Origin of the sequence: Mesorhizobium carmichaelinearum (genome assembly GCF_900199455.1) — a bacterium.
Classification (GTDB): Bacteria; Pseudomonadota; Alphaproteobacteria; order Rhizobiales; family Rhizobiaceae; genus Mesorhizobium; species Mesorhizobium carmichaelinearum.
Genome location: NZ_FZQR01000007.1, coordinates 326,917 through 348,514, shown reverse-complemented (window position 1 = coordinate 348,514; position 21,598 = coordinate 326,917). Strand labels below are relative to the sequence as shown.

The following is a 21,598-nucleotide window of genomic DNA, read 5'->3' as shown; positions in this document are numbered from 1 at the left end:
ATCAGGCTCCCACGGTTCCGTAGACGAGTTTGTCCTGGCGGGCGCGCAGTTCGGCGATCTTGGAGCCCGCGGCCGGGGTCGCATTCGCATAGGTGATGAGCTCGCCTTTCTTGATCGGCGCTATCACCGAGCCGCCTTGCAGCAGACCGCAAGGAATGGCCTTGGCGGCATGCGCTTCCGGCGCCGTCATGATCCAGGCGCGGTAGCAATATTCGCCGATCGCATCGAGTTTTTCACCCGGCTCCATGTCCTTCTTGGCCACCGCGGCGACTTCGGCCACCGGCTTCGCCAGCGGCACCATGTCGGCCTTGCCGTAGAGCACGACGCGGGCGCAGGTCAGCGGCACTTCGAGCGAGGTCAGGTGATAGGGACGATGGAAGGTGAAATACGGACCCTTGCCCATCTTCAGATCTTCCATGCGCTCCGAAATGCGCGGATGCGACATGTCGGCGACAACGAAGACGCCGGGCGCGACGCCCTTGCCGATCGAATAGTCGACGACGCCGACCCTGGACAGCACGCCGCCATCCTTTTCAGGCACCAGCACTTTCGACAGTTCGCCGAGCGTCGCGGCCGGGCCATGCATGCCGGCCTTGTCGGGCACCAGCCCGGTGGCATTGGCGATCGCTGCCATCTCGACCATGGTCTTCGAGCCGTCGACGAATTCGACCAGCATGCGCACATTCATATGCCGGCGCTTGGCCTCTTCCTCATAGGCGGGCGGCGTGGCGTCGATGTTGAGCGGGTTGTTCTTGCCCTTGCCGGCGGCAACGATCGGATGGCCCATGGCCGAGACAAACTCGATCAGCTCCATGCAGGAGGACGGCTCGTCGCCGGCACCGAGCGAATAGGTGACGCCCAGCCGGTCGGCCTCGCTCTTCAGATAGGCGCCGATGGTGACGTCGGCCTCGACATTCATCATCACCAGATGCTTGCCATGTTCCATGGCGCGCAGCCCGATTTCGGCGCCGACGGCGGGAACGCCGGTCGCATCGATCACCACGTCGATCAGATCATTGTTGATGACCAGGCTGGCGTCGTTGGTGACGGCCACCTTGCCGGCCTCCATGGCAGCCGTCATCGCCGAGGCGTTCGACACTTCGCGCGCATGCCCGGTTTCCTGGAAGGCGATGTCCACCGCCCTGCTGGCGGCGGGCAGATTCAGTTCCGAGATCGCGCCGATCTCGATGCCGGACATATGGGCAACGCGGGTGACGATGTCGGTTCCCATCTCGCCGGAGCCGATCAGCCCGATGCGGATGGGCTTGCCCGACTTGCCGCGCTCATCGAGATCGCGGGCAAGGCCCGTCAACGAAATATTGGAAGCCATACCGCTCATTCCTCCCACATTGCAGGCTTGTTCATTCGCTTGACGGGTATTGAACATCTGTATTTCTGTCAAGACTAATGTCCAATTTCACATGCTTTTTGGCACCCTTTCGCGGAGACCATGTGTGCGCCAAAAAGAACTGTGAAGCACGGCAACCGCGCAGGACGATGCGCGCAGGCAGACGATCGCCGGGACATGATCCTCGGCGCACCCGAGTTGGGGCTCGTTCGGCTGGTCTCGACGGTCGCTTCGTCACGACCGCTGGAACCCATTCTCGGAATGGAGACCTCTACAGAACTCGATCCGCCACCGGCGGCACCGGAAAATCGTGGAAATGCACGATCACCCCATCGGCATCGATGAAGATCACCGCATAGGCGGGTGGCTCGTGCCCCAGCCGCCACTTGTCCGAGAAATCGAGCGCGGTCTGATGGTTGGTGCTGCGCAGCGTGCTGATTGGTATGCCGCGCCAGCTGCCGGCGATCGGCCGATGGACATGCCCGGCGAAGATATGGCGGACATTGCCGTGGCGCGACAGGACGTCATGGAAGGCATCGGCGTCGGCGAGCCTGACCTCATCGAGCACCGGCATGTGGATCCGAAACGGCGGATGGTGCATGAAGAGGTAGGCCGGTCCGCGCGCTTCCCTGAGCTTTTCGTCCAGCCAGTCGAGGCGCGCCGCGCACAGCCTGCCCTCGACATGGCCGCTGTCCAGCGTGTCGAGCAGGATCAGACGGCCCTCTGTGCCATCGAACACGCTCTGCACGAATCCTTGCTCGACGGCAGCCTCCGGGAACATCTCGAAAAACAACGCCCGGCAGTCATGGTTGCCGAGCATCAGCCGGCAAGGCGGAGAAAATTGCGCCAGCCTGTCCCGCAGCGCCGCATAGGCGGCACGCTCGCCATCATTGGTCAGGTCGCCTGAGATCACCACCAGTTCGGCATCGGCATGGTTCTTGCCGACATCGGCAAGGCAGGCTTCCAGCCTCGCCAGTGGATCGGAGCCGTAGAGAAGGCTACCCGGCGTCATCAGATGCGGATCGGAGAGCTGGATGATTTTCATGGGCATCGACCTGTGGCTGCGGATTTCACGATGAACTGCGCAAAAGCTGCTCCGCATCATGCGGAACAAAACTGCCGCGCACGACGAGCGGCACGTTGAAGCGCTCGCGAATGGGCGCCAGATCCGGCTGCCGCTGGCGCAAGTCGAGCAATGCGACAGCCTTGGCGGCCATGGTTTCCGGATCCTGGCGAAAGGTGGTCAACTGATAGGCAAGCCAGCCGGCTTCCGGGACATCGTCAAAGCCGATCACTGCGAGATCGCCGGGGATATCGAACCCGACCTGACGGGCATGATCCATGACCCCGAAAGCGATGAGGTCATTGACGCAGAAGATCGCCTGCGGTCGATCCCGGTTATCGATGAGGGATTTGCCCGCCAGCAGCCCGCCGGCATAGTCCGTATCCCGGCCTCGCGCGATCACGACCTCGGCGCCCAGGCGCGCTGCCTCGGCGCAGAAGGCATCCTCGCGTTCGGTGATGGTGGGCGTGCCGGACAGCGATCCCGCCAAGCCAAGCCTGGTCATGCCGCGCGCGACGAACAGCGCGGCCGCGAGCTTCGCCGCCGCGCTGCCGTCAGTCTGGATGTGGTCGGCCTCGGGTTCGGAACGGCCGATGACGATCAGCGGTTGGCCGTTGCGCCGTGCAAGCTCGAAGAAGGACGATGGCGGCGAACCGGACAGGATGATCGTCGCCTCCGCGCGATGGCCAAGCAGTGTCCTCTGGGCCGATATCAGTTCCTGCTCGGTCTGGCCGGTGTTGATCATGACGGGAACATTGCCGCGATGGATCAGCGCCTTGGTCAGCGCCGCGGCAAGATGGGCGCGAAAGCCGACTTCCGGCTTGGTCACCACCAGCCCCACCAGCCGGCTCTGGTTGGCGAGCAGGCCGCGCGCCAGGTCGTTGACCTGATAGCCGAGTTCCTCGGCCGCGCGCATGATCTTCTCGCGCGTTTCCGTAGCCACGCTGGCGCCCGGTGTGAAGGCGCGCGACACCGCCGAACGCGACACGCCAGCCTGGCGCGCGACATGCAGCGCGCTGACCGAGCGAAGCTTGTCCGAGGTCTTGTCCCCTGTGGTCGAGTTCCTGTCGGCCGTCATCGGTTGACGCTCGAGGAAGTTTTCCTTCGTCATCATTCACCTGTTGCACAGCTGTGCACCGCGAGGCGCAACTGCCCGCTCCCTGGGGTCGAAATAGGAGGCCTAGGTAACGGCTTGATGACGGTTTGAGGGGAAAGCGCCTCCTCCCCCCTTGTCGTCAGCCGGTCTGCGACGCGGCAGGCGGCGGCGAAAACCTCCCGATCTTTCCGCTGCCGCCACCGCGATACAATGGACCGGGCGGCGATAAGGAAAGCATTTTTGCGAGGTAGTGGGAGGAAAAAGGCCGGAACGTGCGCCTTACTGTGCCGTCCAGCCGCCGTCCATCGGCAAGGTCGTGCCGGTGATCTGCCTGGCCGAATCCGAGCACAGGAACAGCGTCAGCGCCGCAAGTTCCTCGACGGTGACGAATTCCTTCGTCGGCTGTGCGGCGAGCAGCACGTCGTGCTTGACCTGCTCCTCGGTCATGCCGCGCGCCTTCATCGTGTCGGGGATCTGCTTCTCAACCAGCGGCGTCCAGACATAGCCCGGCGCGATGGCGTTGACGGTGATGCCGTCCTGCGCGACTTCCAGCGCCACCGTCTTGGTCAGGCCTGCAATGCCATGCTTGGCCGAGACATAGGCCGACTTGAACGGCGAGGCGACCAGCGCATGGGCCGAGGCCGTGTTGATAATGCGGCCCCATTTGCGTGCCTTCATGCCGGGCACCACCGCCTTGATGGCATAGAAGGCCGCCAGAAGATTGATGCGGATGATGGCTTCCCACTTGTCGTCGGGAAATTCCTCGATCGGCGCGACATGCTGGATGCCGGCATTATTGACCAGGATATCGAGGCTGCCGAACGCCGCCTCGGCGTCGTGCACCATGGCGCTGACTGCGGCGCCGTCCATCATGTTGGCGTCGGAATAGCGGCACTTGACGCCGAAATCCTTCTCGATGCCGGCGCGCTCCTGTTCGATCGCGGCGGCATCGCCGAGGCCGTTGATGGTGACATTGGCGCCCTCGGCGGCGAAGGCGCGGGCGATGGCCAGGCCGATACCGCTGGTCGAGCCGGTGACGAGGGCATTCTTCGAAGACAGGGAACCCATGGGAGATCTCGCGAGAGGTGAAGGAGCTGTTGGCGCACATAGTTTGTGCACCGCAACATAACAATGGCATGACCATATGTCATTGCGATTACAATGTTGTGATCCTTCGCAAACGCCTTGACGCTGGCATCGGCGCGGCGTGACATGGCACTGTCATGCTGCCGTGCAACATAATCCGCCTGCACGTCTCGTATGGATCGTTCCTCAACCAGCGGGTGAGAAGCTTGGAAATCGCCGATGTCGTGAAGCGCGCCTATGCGATGCCGCTGACCAACCCGTCCTTCCCACCCGGGCCCTATCGTTTCTTCGATCGCGAATACATCATCATCACCTACCGCACGACACGCGAGGCACTCGAAGCCGTCGTGCCGGCGCCGCTGGAGATTGACGAGCCGCTGGTCAAGTACGAATTCATCCGCATGCCCGACTCCACGGGCTTCGGCGACTACACCGAGACCGGCCAGGTCATCCCGGTGAAGTACAAGGGCCAGCATGGCGGCTACGTCCATTCGATGTATCTCGACGACGATGCGCCGATCGCCGGCGGCCGCGAGTTGTGGGGATTTCCCAAGAAGCTGGCCAACCCCAAGATCGTCCATGAAGGCGAGGTGATCGTCGGCACGCTGCACTATGGCAGCGTCCTGTGCGCCACCGGCACGATGGGCTACAAGCACCGGGAAGCCGATCACGATTCCGTGCTTGCAGCGCTTGCCGCTCCTAATTTCCTGATCAAGATCATCCCGCATGTCGACGGCACGCCTCGCATCTGCGAGCTGGTGCGCTATTACCTCACCGATATCACGTTGAAGGAGGCCTGGACTGCGCCGGCGGCGCTCGATCTGCGGCCCCATGTCATGGCCGACGTGGCCAAGCTGCCGGTGCTCGACATCGTGTCCGCCGTCCACTTCAAGGCCGACCTGACGCTTGGGTTGGGCGAAGTCGTCCACGACTATCTTGACGAGCACAGCCGGCTCGCAGCCAGCACAACCCAGCCGGAGAAAATTCGTGCTTGAACGCAACCGGAACAAGGAAGCCGCCGCGACGATCGCGGAAATCTCGGCGCAGTATGACCGCATCGCTCTGGTGTTCCAGGGCGGCGGCGCGCTCGGTGCCTATCAGGCCGGGGTCTACCAGGCGCTGGCCGAGGCCGGCTGCGAGCCGAGCTGGCTGTCCGGCGTGTCGATCGGCGCCATCAATGCCTCGATCATCGCCGGCAATGAACCCAGCCGCCGCCTGCAGCGGCTCGAACAGTTCTGGCAGACCATCTCGGGCCGCAAGATCTGGTCGTACACGCCTGAAGGCGACATTTACCGCGACATCCGCAACCGCACCTCGTCGTGGATGACGATGACCATGGGCCAGCCCGGCTTCTTCAAGCCACGCAACCCCAATCCCTGGTTCGAGCCGCAGGGCGCCGAGGGTGCGACCAGCTTCTACGACACCGCTGAACTGAAAGACACGCTGGAGAGCCTCATCGACTTCGACGTGCTCAACGACGGCAAGAAACGGCTGAGCGTCGGCGCGGTCAACGTGCGGACCGGCAACTTCGTCTATTTCGACACCGACAAGGTGCGCATCGGACCCGAGCACATCATGGCCAGCGGCGCGCTGCCGCCGGCCTTTCCATCGGTGCGCATCGAAGGCGAGTATTACTGGGATGGCGGCATCGTCTCCAACACGCCGCTGCAATATCTGCTTGACCAGGACGAGGACCGTTCGTCGCTGGTGTTCCAGGTCGACCTGTTCAGCGCTCGCGGCGTGCTGCCGCGCAGCATGCCGGACGTGCTGTCGCGCCACAAGGACATCATGTATTCCAGCCGCACGCGCCAGAACACCGACAATTTCAAGCGCATCCATGGCCTGAAGATGCGCCTGCTCGATGCGTTGAAGCGAGTGCCCAAAGAACAGCTGACGCCGGCAGAAGAAGCGCTGATCGCCGACTATTCCGATGCCGGCATCGTCAACATCGTGCACCTGATCTACCAGCACAAAGGCTATGAGGGGCATGCCAAGGACTATGAATTCTCCGGCACCTCGATGCGCGAGCATTGGGAGACAGGCTTGGAAGACACGCAGCGCACCTTGCGCCATCGCAAGTGGCTGATGATGCCGACCAATGTCGATGGCGTTGCCATCCACGATCTGCACAGAGAAGATCCGACCTGACATTTGCGTCCAGGACAAGCGGAGCAATCTTACAAAGCGGACTTCGCCCGCGAATCCTTCGCCGGTTGGTCAAACCGACGCCGCGCATCGTGCCTGTCACGAGCGCTGCCCAGACATGCGGAACAAGGATGCGATCCGCCTGGGCGTCACGATGAGTTCCGCGGCAGCTCGGAAAACTACAGTGCAAACGCATAGGCACTCCTTCACACCGTCGGGCAAGCTCCGCCAGACTGTGAAGTTCTTCTTCACAGCCTATCAACATTGTCGCGAATATTAGCTCGCTGAAAGCAGGTGTACATCTGAGCGCAGGCAAATGCGCCAGGCTCAATGGAGTACCGCTGATGACCGTCGAAGCTGTTTCACCTGCTCTCGTTCCATCGCGTGACGCCTGGCGCGGCCTACTCTGGTTTGCGCCGCTCACGTCACTTTGGCTCCTGGTGATCTACAGATGGCCGGCGATCCCGGCCACTGGCGTTCCGACCACGGCTCACCAGCTCGCAGCCCACGGGCTCATCGCGCTGGGATTATGGCTCGGCCTCGAGAACACGAGTCTGACGCCAGCTCAACGCCGCACGACCTGGCTGGCGATCATGATCCCGGACACGCTGTGGCTCGCCTTCGCCTGGAGCGCAGCGATCAACGGCGTCTTTCACGCCGGCACTGCGTCTTTTCCGGTATTGCCATCGGCGATCTTCCTACCGGTAATCATAGGGGCGCCGCTCTTGCTGCTCTCGAAGCGGATCGGGCTAGTGCTCGATGCCATGCCAGCGAGCTGGCTCGTCATGCTTCAGCTCTACCGCGTATTCGGCACATGGGCTATCGCGGCCTGGCTGCGTGGTGCGCTGCCCGGCGCGTTCGCAGCGCCGGCAGGCATCGGCGACATGCTGACCGGATTGTTCGCGTTGCCGGCTGCGATGGCAGTGGCGACCGGGACAGACAAAGGCCGGAGGGCGGCAACTCTCTGGAACATTCTCGGGCTTGCGGATTTCGCTGTCGCGATCACCATGGGCATGATCACCTCACCCGGCCCATGGCAGTTGATTGTCCCCGATGTGCAGAGCATCGGCGCAGGCGATTATCCGGGTGTGCTGACCCCTGCTTTCGTGGTGCCAAGCTCGATCCTGCTACACATGTTGTCCCTACGCCAACTGCGACGCCGTAACAGGGCGGAAGTTGCGCGGCGGTAGGAGTGAGCCTCGGCTGGAGCCGGCCAACGATTCCATCGAAAGCTGAACCGTTCGAAGCGGCGCGCCCGTTTGGGAAGGCGCACGCTCTAACTCTTCATTGGTCTTCGCAAGAAAGGCCGACAAAGAGAAACGGCGCCGCAGGTGGCGCCGTTCTTTTGAGGGTCGCCCGCTCAGAAAACCTGGCGGAAGACAATAAACAGCGTGAAGGCGAGCGCGATCGAGCATGGCAGGGTCAACACCCAGGCCAGCAAAAGATTGCGCACCGTCGACCATTGCAGGCCCGAGCCGTTGGCGGCCATCGTTCCGGCGACACCCGACGACAGCACATGGGTGGTCGACACCGGCAGGCCGAGCCGGTCGGCCATGCCGATGGTTACCATCGCCACGAGTTCGGCCGCCGCGCCCTGGCCATATGTCAGATGGCTCTTGCCGATCTTCTCGCCGACGGTCACGACGATGCGTTTCCAGCCGACCATCGTGCCGAGGCCCAACGCCAGCGCGACCGCGACCTTCACCCAGATCGGAATGAACTTCGTCGCATTGTCGACGGCCTTGTGGTAGTCGGTGACCGCCTTCAGGTCGGCGTCCTGCATTGGCAGCAGCTTCTTCTTGTCGATCAGCTTGAGCGCCTCGCCGATCAGGTAGATGTCGTTGCGGGCGTTGCTGACCAGATCGGTCGGCACGTTGTCGACCGAGGCATAGGGCTGCAGCGAAGCGGTCGTGTTGTGGATGTAGGTCTGCAGCGCAACCGTCGTCTGGTCGCTCCAGCTCCGGGTGCGCACGGCATCCTGGACGGCCGCCTTGGCAGCCTTGGCATCAGCGACCGTGACACCGGGCTTCGCATATTTGCCCAGCGCGGTCTCGACGTTGACCGAAGCCGCCTTGTAGGCCTCGAGATAGTTGATGTCGGGCGTACGGTTCAGCGCATAGGCCGTCGGCACGACGCCGATCAGGATCAGCATGATCAGGCCCATGCCCTTCTGCCCGTCATTGGAGCCGTGCGCGAAGCTGACGCCGGTGCAGGTGAAGATCAGCAGCCCACGGATCCACCATGGCGGCGGCGTGTTGCCTTTCGGCGCCTCGTAGAGCGCCGGATTGCGAACCAGAAGCTTCATCGCATAGAGCAGGATCGCCGCGGCGAAGAAGCCGATGATCGGCGACACCAAGAGGGTGATGCCGACATTGGTCGCCTGCGACCAGTCGACGCCGCTGGTGGCGCTGCCGGCCGGGGCCATGAACTGGTTGGCAAGGCCGACACCGATGATCGAGCCGACCATTGTATGCGAGCTCGAAGCCGGCAGGCCGAGGAACCAGGTGCCGAGATTCCACAGGATGGCGGCGACGAGCAGCGCGAACACCATGGCAAAGCCGGAGGAGGAGCCGACCTGCAGGATCAGTTCGACCGGCAGCAGCGACAGGATGCCGAAGGCCACCGCGCCGCTGGAGGTGAGAACGCCAAGGAAATTGAAGGCGCCGGACCACATCACGGCGAATTCGGCCGGCAGGGAGCGCGTGTAAATGACGGTCGCCACCGCATTGGCGGTATCGTGGAAGCCGTTGACGAATTCGAAGCCGAGCGCGATCAGCAGGGCGATGCCGAGCAGGATCCACGGCACGGTCTTGGCCACCGCCAGGTCCTGGCTCAGCGCGTAGCCGACATAGACCACGCCGACCAGAACCAGCACGCCGAAGGCCGGCAGGAACCACTTGGCGCTGCCCGAACTATCCAGCGGATGATCCGGTCTCGGAATGCCCGCCTCACTGGAAATTATGTCCACCATGTCCCACTCCTATTGCATTGCAGCAAAGAACTGGGAAAGACGCTATGTCCGGTCGATGAACCCTGTGTGACGCCAGAAAGGCCCTTTCCCTTGGCGCCCGCTCTCCTTCATGCAGCACCGGGGCTTGTCTTCAGGATCGCCGAGAACAGCGGATCGAAGGCACGGCTGATCGGCGCCGCGGCGGCGCCAAGCGCGATCGACCAGGGATCTGTGGTGCCGAGTTGCAGGCGCGGCAGCATCCTTCCGGGCCGGTCGGCGATCGATGGCAGCAACGGGTGCATCGCCTCGACGAGCCGGCGTGCCAGCGCTTCCGGCGCGCCGCTGGTCAGGATGACGGTCTGCGGATCGAAGATCGTTTCGATGAGATGCACGCTCCAGCGCAGATCATGCGCGGCCCCATCGATCCAGGCCATCATCTTCGTATCTTCGGCCAACACCAGGGCGTTCATCTGTTCGTAGATATCGCTGTCCGCCGGGTTGAGGCCGAGATGCTGGTAAAGCGAGGCCAGCGACGCACGGTGTTCGAGCGGCGTCGAGCCGGGACCGGCCGGCGCCAGCAGCGCCATGCCGATTTCGCCGGCATTGCCATGGCCGCCGCTGTAGAGCTCGCCATTGAGGATCAGTCCGGCGCCGATGCCGTAACCGACATAGAGGCAGACCGCGTGGTCGACGCCATGGGCCGCGCCGACGATGCGCTCCGCCGTGGCGCAGGCAGCGGCATCGTTCTGCAGGCCGACATTCAGCCCCGTGCCTTTGGCCAGCGTCTCCAGCAGCGGAAATTTCTGCCAAGCCGGCATCATCCATTTGTCGTCGGAATCCTTCAGGCCGAAAGGACCGGGCATGGCGACGCCGAGACCGACCAGCCGTTTTTCCGACTGGGCCGAAATGCCGGCCAGATCGCGGCGGACACCTGCGATCAACTCGAGGATGATCTCGACGCCCTTCGACGGCTCATCGAAAGGCAGGTTCGCCTCGGCCCGCGCCAGCACGCTGCCCATCAGGTCGACGGCGACCGCTCGCGTCAGATGGCGGTCGATATGCAGGCCGATGGCGAAGGCGCCTTCAGGCACCAGCCTGTAGGGGGTCGACGGCTGCCCCCTGCCCTTGCGCACCGCATCGAGTGCGACGACCAGGCCGTCGCTTTCGAGATCCTCGATGATGTTGGAAACCGCCTGCTTGGTGAGCTGCGTCGCGCGCGCCAGGTCGGCCCGCGACAGCGCGCCGTTGAGACGCAGCGCCTCGATCATGACACGGCGGTTGTGCGCGCTGGTGCCTTCCTGATTGGTGCCGCTTTTGGCGCGGATCGGGCTGATGTCATCCACCGGCGTTTCCCCTCTTGACTCCATTAGAATATTGATCGACTAATTAAGTCAAGCGAGTTGACTTAATGCAAACCGAATGCCCCAAAACAAGATGGCAAAGGCCCTCGGCCTGTCGCCACTGGTCAGCCGGGTAACCATCAGGTCACGCGACATGGATCCGGGAAGACGCTGCGAAACGCCCGCATCGCCGGCCCGACAACACCGGAAATGGGAGAAGAAGATGCTTAAGACAATCACCAAAACACTGGTCGGCGCGGTCTTCGCCGGAGGACTGCTCGTTCCCCACGCTTTCGCCGAAACGACGCTCAACGCGCTGTTCATGGCGCAGGCCGCCTACAGCGAGGCCGACGTGCGCGCCATGACGGACGCCTTCACCAAGGCCAACCCGGACGTCAAGGTCAATCTCGAATTCGTCCCCTATGAAGGCCTGCACGACAAGACGGTGCTCGCGCAAGGGTCGGGCGGCGGCTACGACGTCGTGCTGTTCGACGTCATCTGGCCGGCCGAATACGCCACCAACAAGGTGCTGGTCGACGTCTCGTCGAAGATCACCGACGACATGAAGAAGGGCGTGCTGCCCGGCGCCTGGACCACGGTCCAGTATGACGGCAAGTACTATGGCATGCCCTGGATCCTCGACACCAAATACCTGTTCTACAACAAGGAAATCCTGGAAAAAGCCGGCATCAAGGCACCGCCGAAGACCTGGGAAGAGCTTGGCGCACAGGCCAAGATCATCCAAGACAAGGGCCTGCTGAAGACGCCGATCGCCTGGAGCTGGTCGCAGGCCGAGGCCGCGATCTGCGACTACACCACGCTGGTCAGCGCCTATGGCGGCGACTTCCTCAAGGACGGCAAGCCGGACTTCCAGAATGGCGGCGGCCTGTCGGCGCTGAAATACATGGTCGACAGCTACAAGTCCGGCCTGACCAACCCGAATTCAAAGGAATTCCTGGAAGAGGACGTGCGCAAGGTCTTTGAGAACGGCGACGCCGCCTTCGCGCTGAACTGGACCTACATGTACAACATGGCCAACGATCCGAAGGACTCGAAGGTCGTGGGCAAGGTCGGCGTCGTGCCGGCACCCGGCGTCACCGGCATCAGCGACGTGTCGGCCGTCAACGGCTCGATGGGCCTCGGCGTCACCGCGGTCTCCAAGCATCCGGACGAAGCCTGGAAGTATATCGCCTTCATGACCTCGCAGGCGACGCAGAACCAGTATGCCAAGCTCTCGCTGCCGATCTGGGCCTCGTCCTATGACGACCCGGCCGTCACCAAGGGCCAGGAAGAGCTGATCGCCGCTGCCAAGCTCGGCCTGGCCGCCATGTATCCGCGTCCGACCACGCCGAAGTATCAGGAGCTGTCGACCGCGCTGCAGCAGGCGATCCAGGAATCGCTGCTCGGCCAGTCTTCGCCGGAAGACGCCTTGAACACCGCTGCGAAGAACAGCGGCCTCTAAGCCATTGTTCTCCAGTTACGGGCGGCCTTGTGCCGCCCGTGCTATGTCTGAAATCATGAATGAAGAGAGGCTGCTCTGATGTCGAGCACCTGGATGACGACCCGTGCCTGGCTCTTGATGCTGCCGCTCCTCGTGGTCATGGTCGCCGTCATCGGCTGGCCGCTGGTCGATACGGTCAACTTGTCCTTCACCGACGCCAAGCTGGTAGGCACCGGCGGCAATTACGTCGGCTTCGACAACTACACCAACATGCTGTCGAGCTCGAACTTTTCGCGCACGCTGGTGACCACGACACTGTTCGCGGTCATTTCCGTTGCCGCCGAAATGGTGATCGGCGTTCTCGCCGCCCTTCTGCTCAATCAGCAGTTCCACGGCCGCGCCGTCCTGCGCGCTTTGATGATCCTACCCTGGGCACTGCCGACGGTGGTCAACGCCACGCTGTGGCGGCTCATCTACAATCCCGAATATGGCGCGCTGAACGCGGCCTTGACGCAACTCAATCTCATCGACGCCTACCGCTCGTGGCTGGGCGAGCCGGGCACCGCGCTGGCGGCGCTGATCGTCGCCGACTGCTGGAAGAACTTTCCGCTGGTGGCATTGATCGCGCTCGCCGCATTGCAAGCGGTGCCGCGCGACATCACCGCCGCCTCGCTCGTCGATGGCGCGGGACCATTCAACCGCTTCCGCTTCGTCATCCTGCCCTATCTCGCCGGCCCGCTGATGGTGGCGCTGGTGCTGCGCACCATCGAGGCCTTCAAGGTCTTCGACATCATCTGGGTGATGACCCGTGGTGGTCCAGCCAACAGCACGCGCACGCTGTCGATCCTCGTCTACCAGGAGGCCTTCTCCTTCCAGCGCGCCGGCTCCGGCGCATCGCTGGCGCTGATCGTCACCTTGCTCGTCACCGTGCTCGCCGTCGCCTATGCGGCGCTGGTGAGGAAGACCGCCGGGAGTGCCGCCTGATGGAACGCAGGAGCCCCGCCTTTACGATCTTTGTCTATGTCTGCGCGCTGCTGCTCGCAGCCATCATCCTGGCGCCCATCGCCTGGCTGTTCATCATGAGCATTTCGCCGGCCGCCGACCTTGCCGCCAAGCCGCTGCGCTGGTGGCCGCAGGCAGCCGACTTCTCCCGCTACCAGACATTGCTGTCGACCGCCGAGAACAGCGCCGGCGCCGCCTTCACCTCGTCGCTGCGCAACAGCCTGGAGATCGCCGGCATGGCGACGCTGGCGGCCCTCGCTCTGGCGATCCCCGCCGGCTGGGCGGTGTCGCGCACGCCGGCGATCGGCTGGTCGCTGTCGATGGTCATCGCCACCTACATGCTGCCGCCGGTGGCACTCGCCGTGCCACTTTATATGGGCCTGTCGCATCTTGGCCTGCTCAACAACGTCTTCGGCCTAGCGCTGGTCTATTTGACCATCTTGGCGCCCTTCACCACCTGGCTGATGAAATCCGGTTTTGACTCGATCCCGCGCGAGATCGAGGCGGCGGCGATGATCGACGGCGCCGGCCTGTTCCAGACCCTGCGCATCATCACGCTGCCGCTGGCGGCACCGGTAATGGCGACATCGGCGCTGTTTGCGGTGCTGCTCGCCTGGGACGAATTCTTCTATGCGCTGCTGTTCACCTCCGACCAGCGCGCCAAGACCCTGACCGTCGCCATCGCCGATCTGGCCGGCGGCCGCGTTTCCGACTACGGGCTGATCGCCACCGCCGGCGTGCTGGCCGCTTTGCCGCCGGTGCTGATTGGCCTCGTCATGCAGCGCGCGCTGATCTCGGGCCTGACCAGCGGCGGTGTGAAAGGATGACAATGACTGCTGAAAAATCCCGGCCGGCCGGGCTGGTCGCCATCGACCGCGAAATGGCGCGCCAGCATGCGGATGCGCGTGCTTCGTTCGAGAACAACGCTGCCATGGCTGCAAACGTTGCCACCTCGATCAGGAGAACCGGTCGTCTGCTGCTGCTCGGCATGGGTGGCTCGCATGCGGTCGGGCGCGCCGTCGAACCGCTCTATCGCGCGCTCGGCATCGATGCGCTGGTGCTGCCGCTCTCAGAACAGCTCGGCCAGCCATTGCCTCTGGCAGGCAAAACGGTGCTGGTTACCTCGCAGTCCGGCGAGAGCGCCGAGGTCGTCAGGTGGTTTGCGCAGACTGGCAGCACTGCCGATGTTTTCGGCCTGACGCTCGAAGGCGGTTCTTTCCTCGCTCGCACCGCACCTTGCCTGGTCGGCGCCGGCGGCACCGAACTGGCCTTCGCCGCCACCCGCAGCCTGACCGTGACCTTCGCCTTGCATCTGGCCATCCTGACCGCACTCGGCGAAGACCCAAGTGCCGCTCTTGGCGCACTGGACCGGCCGCAAGACAACGACATCACGCAGGCGCTCGCCGCGTTGGAAAAGGTGACGAGCATCGTCACCTCGGGGCGCCGGCTGCAAGGTGTCGCCGAAGCGCTGGCGCTTGGTCTTACCGAACTGTCGCGCCTGCCCTGCTTTTCGCTCGAGGGCGGTCAGTTGCGGCATGGGCCAATGGAGATGCTCGGGCCGAAGATCGGCGTGATCCTGTTTCGCGGCAACGACCCGACCGCGGAACTGGTGACGGCGATGGCGCTTTCCGTGGTCGAGGCCGGCGCGCCGCTGGTGATCTTCGACGCCTCCGGGCAACCGCCAGTCGCGGGCGCTGTTACGCTCTCCTTCAAGCCGGCCTCGGGTCTCGCCGCGGTCTTCGCCATGCTGCCGGTCGCACAGCGCCTGATGATCGCCTTCGCCGATGCCCGCGTCGACAATGCCGGCACGCCTGTGCGCTCCACCAAGATCACCAGGAGCGAGTGATGCGTCCGCTTGCGGTGATCGGCAACGTCAATGTCGACCTGATCGTCGGCCCGGTCGCGCCATGGCCAAAGGCAGGCACGGAAACCGTCGTCGACCATGACGAATTGCGCGTCGGCGGCCAGGCCGGCAACAGCGCGCTCGCCTGGCAAGCGCTGGGCGTCGACTTCGCTATCGCCGCCAATGTCGGCGACGACCAGTTCGGCCAATGGCTTCGCGAGGCGTTCGGCAGCCGTGCCGAGACATGGCCGGTTCGCTCCGAAGGCACGACGCTGTCTGTCGGCATGACTCATCCGGATGGCGAACGGACCTTCTTCACCACGCGCGGCCACCTGCCGCGCTTCAGCCTCGCCGATGTCTTGTCCGTCCTCGATGGCAACGCGCTCTCTGGCGGTTACGCGCTGTTGTGCGGCTCTTTCCTGACCGACGACCTCACCCGCGACTATGATGCCTTCTTCGACTGGGCGGACAGCCACAACATCGCCGTCGCGCTCGACACAGGCTGGCCGATCGATGGCTGGACCGAGGCCAATTGCGCCGCCACGCGCGCGTGGCTTTCGCGCTGCGCGCTGGCGCTGTTCAACGAAGTCGAGACGGTAACCCTGGCGGGAATGCCAAGCCCGCAGCAGGCCGCGCGCGAGATCCGATCCAGCATGCGGCAAGGCGCAACCTTTGTCGTCAAGCGCGGACCGCGAGGCGCCATCGCCATCGGTCCGGACAGGGCGCTTGTCGAAGCCGTGGCGCCCGATGTCCGCGTCGTCGACACGATCGGTGCCGGCGATGTCTTCAACGCCGCCTTCCTCGCCGCCCTCGCCCAGGAACAACCGCTGTCCGCTTGCCTTTCCGCCGCGACGCATGTCGCCTCGCGCGCCATTTCCACTCTGCCTCGCAACTATGGCGGGCCGATGCAGTTCAAGGGATCCACGCATGAGCGCGCTTGAAATCCGCAACATCCGCAAGAACTACGGCAGCGTCGAAACGCTGAAAGGCATCGACATCGCGCTGCAGAGCGGTGAATTCCTGGTGCTGCTCGGTTCCTCAGGCTGCGGAAAGTCGACGCTTCTCAACATCATCGCGGGCCTCGCCGAAGCGACGAGCGGCGATGTGCTGATCGGCGGCCGCTCTATCCTCGGCGTCCATCCCAAGAACCGCGACATCGCCATGGTCTTCCAGTCTTACGCGCTCTATCCGAACCTGACGGTCCGCCGCAACATCGGCTTCGGGCTGGAGATGCGCGGCGTTGCCGCCGACGAGCGCGAAAAGGCGGTGGCCGAGGCGGCAAGACTGCTGCAGATCGAGGCCTTGCTTGACCGCAAGCCGAGCCAGCTTTCCGGCGGCCAGCGCCAGCGTGTCGCCATCGGCCGGGCGCTGGTGCGCAAACCGCAGGTCTTCCTCTTCGACGAACCGCTCTCCAACCTCGACGCCAAGCTGCGCCTGGAAATGCGTACTGAGCTGAAGCGCCTGCACCAGATGCTGCAGACCACCGTCGTCTACGTCACCCACGACCAGATCGAGGCGATGACGCTGGCGACACGCATCGCCGTCATGCGCGACGGCAGGATCGAACAGCTCGGCACGCCGGAAGAGATCTACAACGAACCGGCGACGCTCTATGTCGCCGGCTTTGTCGGCGCGCCATCGATGAACATGCTGCAGGCCAGCATCACCGGCGGCAAGCTGGCCATTGCCGAGTCCGATGTGCGGATCCCCTTGCCGGCCCGCTATGCGAATGCGGCGCGTGAGGGCGCACGGCTGGTCGTCGGCATCAGGCCCGAAGCGCTGCGCGTGGCGACCGCCCCGACGGATTTGTCATTGCCCGTGGAGATCGAGGTCGTCGAACTGACAGGACCCGAACTGGTCACCACGGCTCGCATCGGCGCGCAGCGACTGACGGCCTGCCTGCCGCCAAGATCTCAGGTCGCCAAGGGCGAAAAGCGCAGCCTCACCTTCGATGAGACAGCGCTTCGCTTGTTTGACCCGTCGACAGGCAAGGCCCTGCCGACGGTTTGAGAAAGGCCGCGCACGCCTGAAGACATGCGCGGCTTGGACTTTGGATGTCAGCGCGCCGGCGGTGCGTACATCAGGCCGCCAGCATTCCACAGCGCGTTGATGCCACGGGCGATTTTAAGCTGGCTGGACTGGCCGAGATTGCGCTCGAACATTTCGCCATAATTGCCGACCTTGGCGACGATGTTGTAGGCGAAGGCGGGGTCGAGCCCGATCTGCTTGCCATTGTCGCCCTCGACACCGAGGAACCGCCGGATTGTCGGGTTCTGCGATTTCAGCGAGGCTTCCGCATTGGCCTGGGTGACGCCTTCCTCTTCCGCCTCGATCAGCGAGAACAGCGTCCAGCGCACGATGTCGAACCACTTGTCGTCGCCCTTGCGGACGGCCGGGCCGAGCGGCTCCTTCGAGATGATATCGGGCAGGACGGCGAAGGCGGCGGGATCGGTCAGCTTCAGCCGCTGCGCGTAAAGGGCCGAGGCGTCGGTGGTGTAGACGTCGCAGCGGCCGCTGTCGAACGCCTTGATGATGCTGTCGGCGGAATCGATGACGACCGCCTCGTATTTCATCTGGTGGGCGGTGAAATAGTCGGCGACGTTCTGCTCGGTCGTCGTGCCCTGCTCGGCGCAGACCGTAGCGCCAGATAACTTCAGAGCGCTGTCGACGCCGAGCTCCTTGCGCACCATGAAGCCCTGGCCGTCATAATAGGCGGCGCCGACGAAGTGGATGCCCATGCCGGTGTCGCGCGACAGCGTCCAGGTCGACTGCCGCGACAGGATGTCGACGGTGCCGGCCTGCAGCGCGGTGAAGCGCTCCTTGGTCGACAGCGGCACATAGCTCACCTTGTCGGGGTCGCCGAAAACGGCAGCCGAAACCGCGCGGCAGAAATCGATGTCGAAGCCGCTCCATTTGCCCTGGTCGTCCGGCGCCGAGAAGCCCGCCACGCCCTGGCTGACCCCGCAGATGATCGAGCCCCTCTGCTTGACGATGTCGAATGTGTCCGCCTTCGCCGGCACGGCCAACATGGCCGATGCGAGCAAGAGCGCGCTGATCAATGCATGTCTCATGGTTTCCTCCCTTGATGAGGCAAAGCCTCTCCTGCCGCCGGCGCGTGACGCGCCGGACGTTCCCAAAAATCGTTGCTCCTGAATTCTGCTCACGCACCGCCAGGGCGGTGCGCAGATATGTCCTAAGCCCTTTCCGCCAGAACCGCCGCCAGCGTCTCGTCGAGAACGCCGACCAGATGATCGGCATTGGCCCGGCTGAAGATCATCGGCGGGCGCATCTTCAGCACATTGTCATGCGGCCCCTCGGTGCCGATCAGCACGCCGCGTGCCCTCACCCCGTCATTGATGCGGCGGGCAAGTGCGGTCGCCGGCGCCTTGCTCTTGCGGTCCTCGACCAGTTCGATGCCGAGGAAGAGGCCCTGGCCGCGCACCTCGCCGATGATGTCGTAACGGGCCTGCAAAGCCTTAAACCGCGCCATGAGATAGCTGCCGATCTCCAGCGCATTGCGCCTGAGGTCGTCGCGCTCGATGACATCGAGCACCGCGAGCCCGGCGGCGCATGACACCGGATTGCCGCCGAACGTGTTGAAATACTCCATGCCGTTGTTGAAAGAGGCGGCGATCTCTGATGTTGTCACCACGGCCGCCATCGGATGGCCGTTGCCGATCGGCTTGCCCATGGTGACGATGTCGGGCGTCACCCCCTGGGTTTCGAAAGCCCACCAATGGCTGCCGACACGGCCAAAACCGACCTGCACCTCGTCAGCCGCGCAAATGCCGCCGGCGGCGCGCACCATGGCGTAGACTTCCGCGAGATAGCCCTCCGGCAGGAACACCTGGCCGGCGACGCTGGGGATCGATTCCGCCAGGAACAGGCCGGGCGCGCGGCCTTGTCTGGCCATATCGGCGATCTGCTCGGCGACGCTTTCGGCGAACCGTTTTGCATGTTCGTCGACCGGCCATTCGGCCGGAGCATGGTAGCTGTCGGGAATGGTCGCCTCGAACACATGCGCCGGGCGCCCCTTGCCGCCCTTGCGCTTGTATTTGTAAGGGCTGAGATCGATCAGCTCCTGTGTCGTGCCGTGATAGGCCCAATCGAGCACGATCGCCTCGCTGCGCCCGGTATGGGTCTGCGCCATGCGCAGCATCAGGCTGTTGGCCTCGCTGCCCGAGCAGGCGAAGGACGCCACCGACAGCCCGGCGGGCAGCGTCGCGGTCAGCCGCTCCGCATAGGTGACGATCGCGTCGTGCAGATAGCGGGTGTTGGTGTTGAGCTTTGCCGCTTGGGCCGCGATCGCCTCGACGACGTCGGGATGGGCATGGCCGAGATGGCAGACATTGTTGAAGCAGTCGAGATAGGCGCGGCCGCGATCGTCGATCAGCCAGACGCCCTCGCCGCGCACGAACTTGATCGGCTCGGAATAGGAGATTGAGAGATTGGGCAGCAGCGATGCCTTGCGCGCGGCGACGATTTCAGGACGGGACCGACCGCTTTGGCGGAAGGTCTCGGGCGGAATGCCGGCGAGATCGGCGGCATCCGGAAAGAGTTCCTTCCACACGGCGAGATAACGTTCCTCGCCGACCCCAAGAATGTCGCGGGCGGCAAGGCTCGTATCCGTCGATATCTGGAAATGCAGATGCGGCGCCCAGCCGCCATTCTCGGCCGGTGTGCCCATCTCGCCGACAAGTGCGCCAGCCTCCAGACAATCGCCGGCCTTCAGCCGACGCCCGGCCTCATGCGCCATATGTCCCCACAAGGTCACGAAGGGCGGACAGCCCTGCGGACTATGCTCCAGCGCCACCAGGCAGCCATAGCCGAGCGGATCTTCCTCGATCTCGACGCTTCTGACGGTGGCCGCCAGCGGTGTGTAAAGCCGTGTCCCCGCTGGCATGAAAAGGTCGAGGCCGAGATGATTGGCCCGCCGCGCGCCTTCGACGAAACGCGACTGGAAGATGTCGCTGGTATAGACAGTGCGCGCTTCGCCCCATGGGCCGATGCCGAGTGCAATGCCATGCCCGGCGCAATAGGCATCCCACCAGGCGGTGGCCTTTTCGGGCTGCTGCGCGGCCGATGTCACCGTCATCGGATTGTGCGGATCGCCGTAAGGCACGAGCGCCTTGGCAAGCGTCGCCGGATGACGGTCGAGGATCGGCGCGAGCCGTGTTCGGTTTGCCGCGATCCAGCCTGTCACGGCGCGCGCTCCGGGAGCGGCCTCGAAGCCGCAGGCATGGCGCAGGATTGCCGTGGCGAAGCGCCGGTTCATCCTGTCCAGGCGACGCAGCAATCGCCAGGCCGGCGCCTCCGAGATCGAAAGATACGGATTGTCGGCGGTACGGTCCCTGCGCGCGGCCGACAGCGTCACGGAAGTGACGAGACGCATCGCGATGAGGTCGAAGAGCAGGTCGAGCTCATCCTCCCGCAATGGATATTCCGAATGGAAGCCGGCGGCCAACCGTGCGGCGGCGCCGATCGGATCCTCGGCATCGAGGATGGCATAGGCGCAGGCGACGGCAACCTCGGCGATCAGCACGCTGTGCAAGGCATCGCCGAAATCGATCAGTCCGGCGACACGCTCGGGCCTTTCGGGATCGACGAGCACATTCCAGTCATTGGCGTCGTTGTGGATCACCTGTGCCCGCAAGGACGGCAGCCGGGGGGCCACCACGGCATCGAAATGATCGAGGAACCGCTCCAGCAAAGCGCGGTCCTGTTCGTCATCAATGTGGTGGAGGCGTTGCCGCGCGGCACCTGCCTGGCGAATGTCCCAGTCGAACGAGCGCAAGGCGCCGGGGTGGATGAAACCTTGCAGCGCGCGGTCCAGCCGGCCGAGCGCGCCACCCAGGCTTTCGAGCAGCGCCGGCGTGGTCTGGCTCTCGGCCAGCGGCCGGCCGGGCAGCCACGACACCAGGCGCACGGCATGGTCCTCGCCGCCAGGCCCCTTGGCATGGGCGAGCGAACCGCCCTGCACCGTCTTCCTCAGACGCGGCACCGCCAGATCCGGGCTGTTGCGCGCGAGGTGATCGAACAATGCCGTCTGGAACTCGCTCTCGACGAGCGGTTCGCTGGCGTTGACGATTTTCAGGATCCACAGCGAATGGTCGGGGGCGGTCAGCTTGAAATTCTGGTCACGCTCGCTGTCGAGCGGCGCGACGCTGCCGGAAATGCCGAAGTGCCGCATCGCGATATCGACGGCGTCGTTCTGCGAGACTTGAGGCGCTGGGTGTGAAACGTTGGTCATCGGGATTCCGGATCTGCTTTGTCCGAGCTTGGCA

General features: G+C 64.0%; 17 protein-coding genes. 9 read left to right on the top strand and 8 right to left on the bottom strand.

The window, feature by feature from the left end; all coding sequences use genetic code 11:
• Position 1 precedes the first annotated feature (1 nt).
• From CKW40_RS18815 to CKW40_RS18800, 4 genes are all read right to left on the bottom strand, one after another.
• Complete coding sequence (locus CKW40_RS18815) at positions 2-1,330, bottom strand: NAD(P)H-dependent oxidoreductase (protein ID WP_095201356.1); 1,329 nt, start codon at positions 1,328-1,330, stop codon at positions 2-4.
• Between the two features lie 289 nt (positions 1,331-1,619).
• Entirely contained in the window at positions 1,620-2,393 is a 774-nt protein-coding gene (locus CKW40_RS18810) for a phosphodiesterase (protein WP_095201413.1), read from the bottom strand.
• A 25-nt stretch (positions 2,394-2,418) separates the two neighbouring features.
• On the bottom strand, positions 2,419-3,489 hold the full coding sequence (locus tag CKW40_RS18805) for a LacI family DNA-binding transcriptional regulator (RefSeq protein WP_095201412.1): 1,071 nt from the start codon (positions 3,487-3,489) through the stop codon (positions 2,419-2,421).
• A gap of 297 nt (positions 3,490-3,786) precedes the next feature.
• Positions 3,787-4,575, bottom strand: coding sequence for a 3-hydroxybutyrate dehydrogenase (locus CKW40_RS18800; RefSeq protein WP_095201355.1), 789 nt, complete (start codon positions 4,573-4,575; stop codon positions 3,787-3,789).
• Positions 4,576-4,799: 224 nt separating this feature from the next.
• On the opposite strand from CKW40_RS18800, the gene CKW40_RS18795 reads away from it, so the two are divergent.
• The 3 genes from CKW40_RS18795 (at position 4,800) to CKW40_RS18785 (ending at position 7,928) form a co-directional block, all read left to right on the top strand.
• Positions 4,800-5,588, top strand: a complete 789-nt coding sequence (locus CKW40_RS18795; RefSeq protein WP_095201354.1) for an acetoacetate decarboxylase — start codon at positions 4,800-4,802, stop codon at positions 5,586-5,588.
• Positions 5,581-6,741 (top strand): patatin-like phospholipase family protein, encoded by a 1,161-nt coding sequence (locus CKW40_RS18790; RefSeq protein ID WP_095201353.1) that lies wholly within the window; start codon positions 5,581-5,583, stop codon positions 6,739-6,741. Before CKW40_RS18795 ends, CKW40_RS18790 begins: the two co-directional genes overlap by 8 nt.
• Before the next feature lie 341 nt (positions 6,742-7,082).
• A complete protein-coding gene (locus CKW40_RS18785; protein ID WP_095201352.1) occupies positions 7,083-7,928 on the top strand; it encodes a DUF8737 domain-containing protein in 846 nt (281 codons plus the stop codon).
• A gap of 170 nt (positions 7,929-8,098) precedes the next feature.
• Here CKW40_RS18785 and CKW40_RS18780 read toward each other — a convergent pair whose 3' ends face one another.
• Entirely contained in the window at positions 8,099-9,709 is a 1,611-nt protein-coding gene (locus CKW40_RS18780; RefSeq protein ID WP_095201351.1) for an inorganic phosphate transporter, read from the bottom strand.
• Positions 9,710-9,816: 107 nt separating this feature from the next.
• A complete protein-coding gene (locus CKW40_RS18775) occupies positions 9,817-11,031 on the bottom strand; it encodes an ROK family transcriptional regulator (protein ID WP_095201350.1) in 1,215 nt (404 codons plus the stop codon).
• Between the two features lie 220 nt (positions 11,032-11,251).
• On the opposite strand from CKW40_RS18775, the gene CKW40_RS18770 reads away from it, so the two are divergent.
• From CKW40_RS18770 to CKW40_RS18745, 6 genes are all read left to right on the top strand, one after another.
• A complete protein-coding gene (locus CKW40_RS18770) occupies positions 11,252-12,490 on the top strand; it encodes an extracellular solute-binding protein (RefSeq protein WP_095201349.1) in 1,239 nt (412 codons plus the stop codon).
• A gap of 78 nt (positions 12,491-12,568) precedes the next feature.
• On the top strand, positions 12,569-13,453 hold the full coding sequence (locus tag CKW40_RS18765; RefSeq protein ID WP_095201348.1) for a carbohydrate ABC transporter permease: 885 nt from the start codon (positions 12,569-12,571) through the stop codon (positions 13,451-13,453).
• Positions 13,453-14,298, top strand: coding sequence for a carbohydrate ABC transporter permease (locus CKW40_RS18760; RefSeq protein ID WP_095201347.1), 846 nt, complete (start codon positions 13,453-13,455; stop codon positions 14,296-14,298). Before CKW40_RS18765 ends, CKW40_RS18760 begins: the two co-directional genes overlap by 1 nt.
• Positions 14,295-15,317 (top strand): SIS domain-containing protein, encoded by a 1,023-nt coding sequence (locus tag CKW40_RS18755; protein WP_095201346.1) that lies wholly within the window; start codon positions 14,295-14,297, stop codon positions 15,315-15,317. Before CKW40_RS18760 ends, CKW40_RS18755 begins: the two co-directional genes overlap by 4 nt.
• Positions 15,317-16,255: a PfkB family carbohydrate kinase gene (locus tag CKW40_RS18750; protein ID WP_095201345.1), complete on the top strand. Its 939-nt coding sequence runs from the start codon at positions 15,317-15,319 to the stop codon at positions 16,253-16,255. The genes CKW40_RS18755 and CKW40_RS18750 overlap by 1 nt, the downstream gene beginning before the upstream one ends.
• Positions 16,242-17,324: an ABC transporter ATP-binding protein gene (locus CKW40_RS18745; RefSeq protein WP_095201344.1), complete on the top strand. Its 1,083-nt coding sequence runs from the start codon at positions 16,242-16,244 to the stop codon at positions 17,322-17,324. Before CKW40_RS18750 ends, CKW40_RS18745 begins: the two co-directional genes overlap by 14 nt.
• Positions 17,325-17,371: 47 nt before the next feature.
• Here the strand turns inward: CKW40_RS18745 and CKW40_RS18740 are convergent, their stop codons facing one another.
• Complete coding sequence (locus CKW40_RS18740) at positions 17,372-18,385, bottom strand: amino acid ABC transporter substrate-binding protein (protein WP_095201343.1); 1,014 nt, start codon at positions 18,383-18,385, stop codon at positions 17,372-17,374.
• A gap of 122 nt (positions 18,386-18,507) precedes the next feature.
• Positions 18,508-21,564: an aminotransferase class III-fold pyridoxal phosphate-dependent enzyme gene (locus CKW40_RS18735; RefSeq protein ID WP_095201411.1), complete on the bottom strand. Its 3,057-nt coding sequence runs from the start codon at positions 21,562-21,564 to the stop codon at positions 18,508-18,510.
• Between the last annotated feature and the right edge of the window lie 34 nt (positions 21,565-21,598).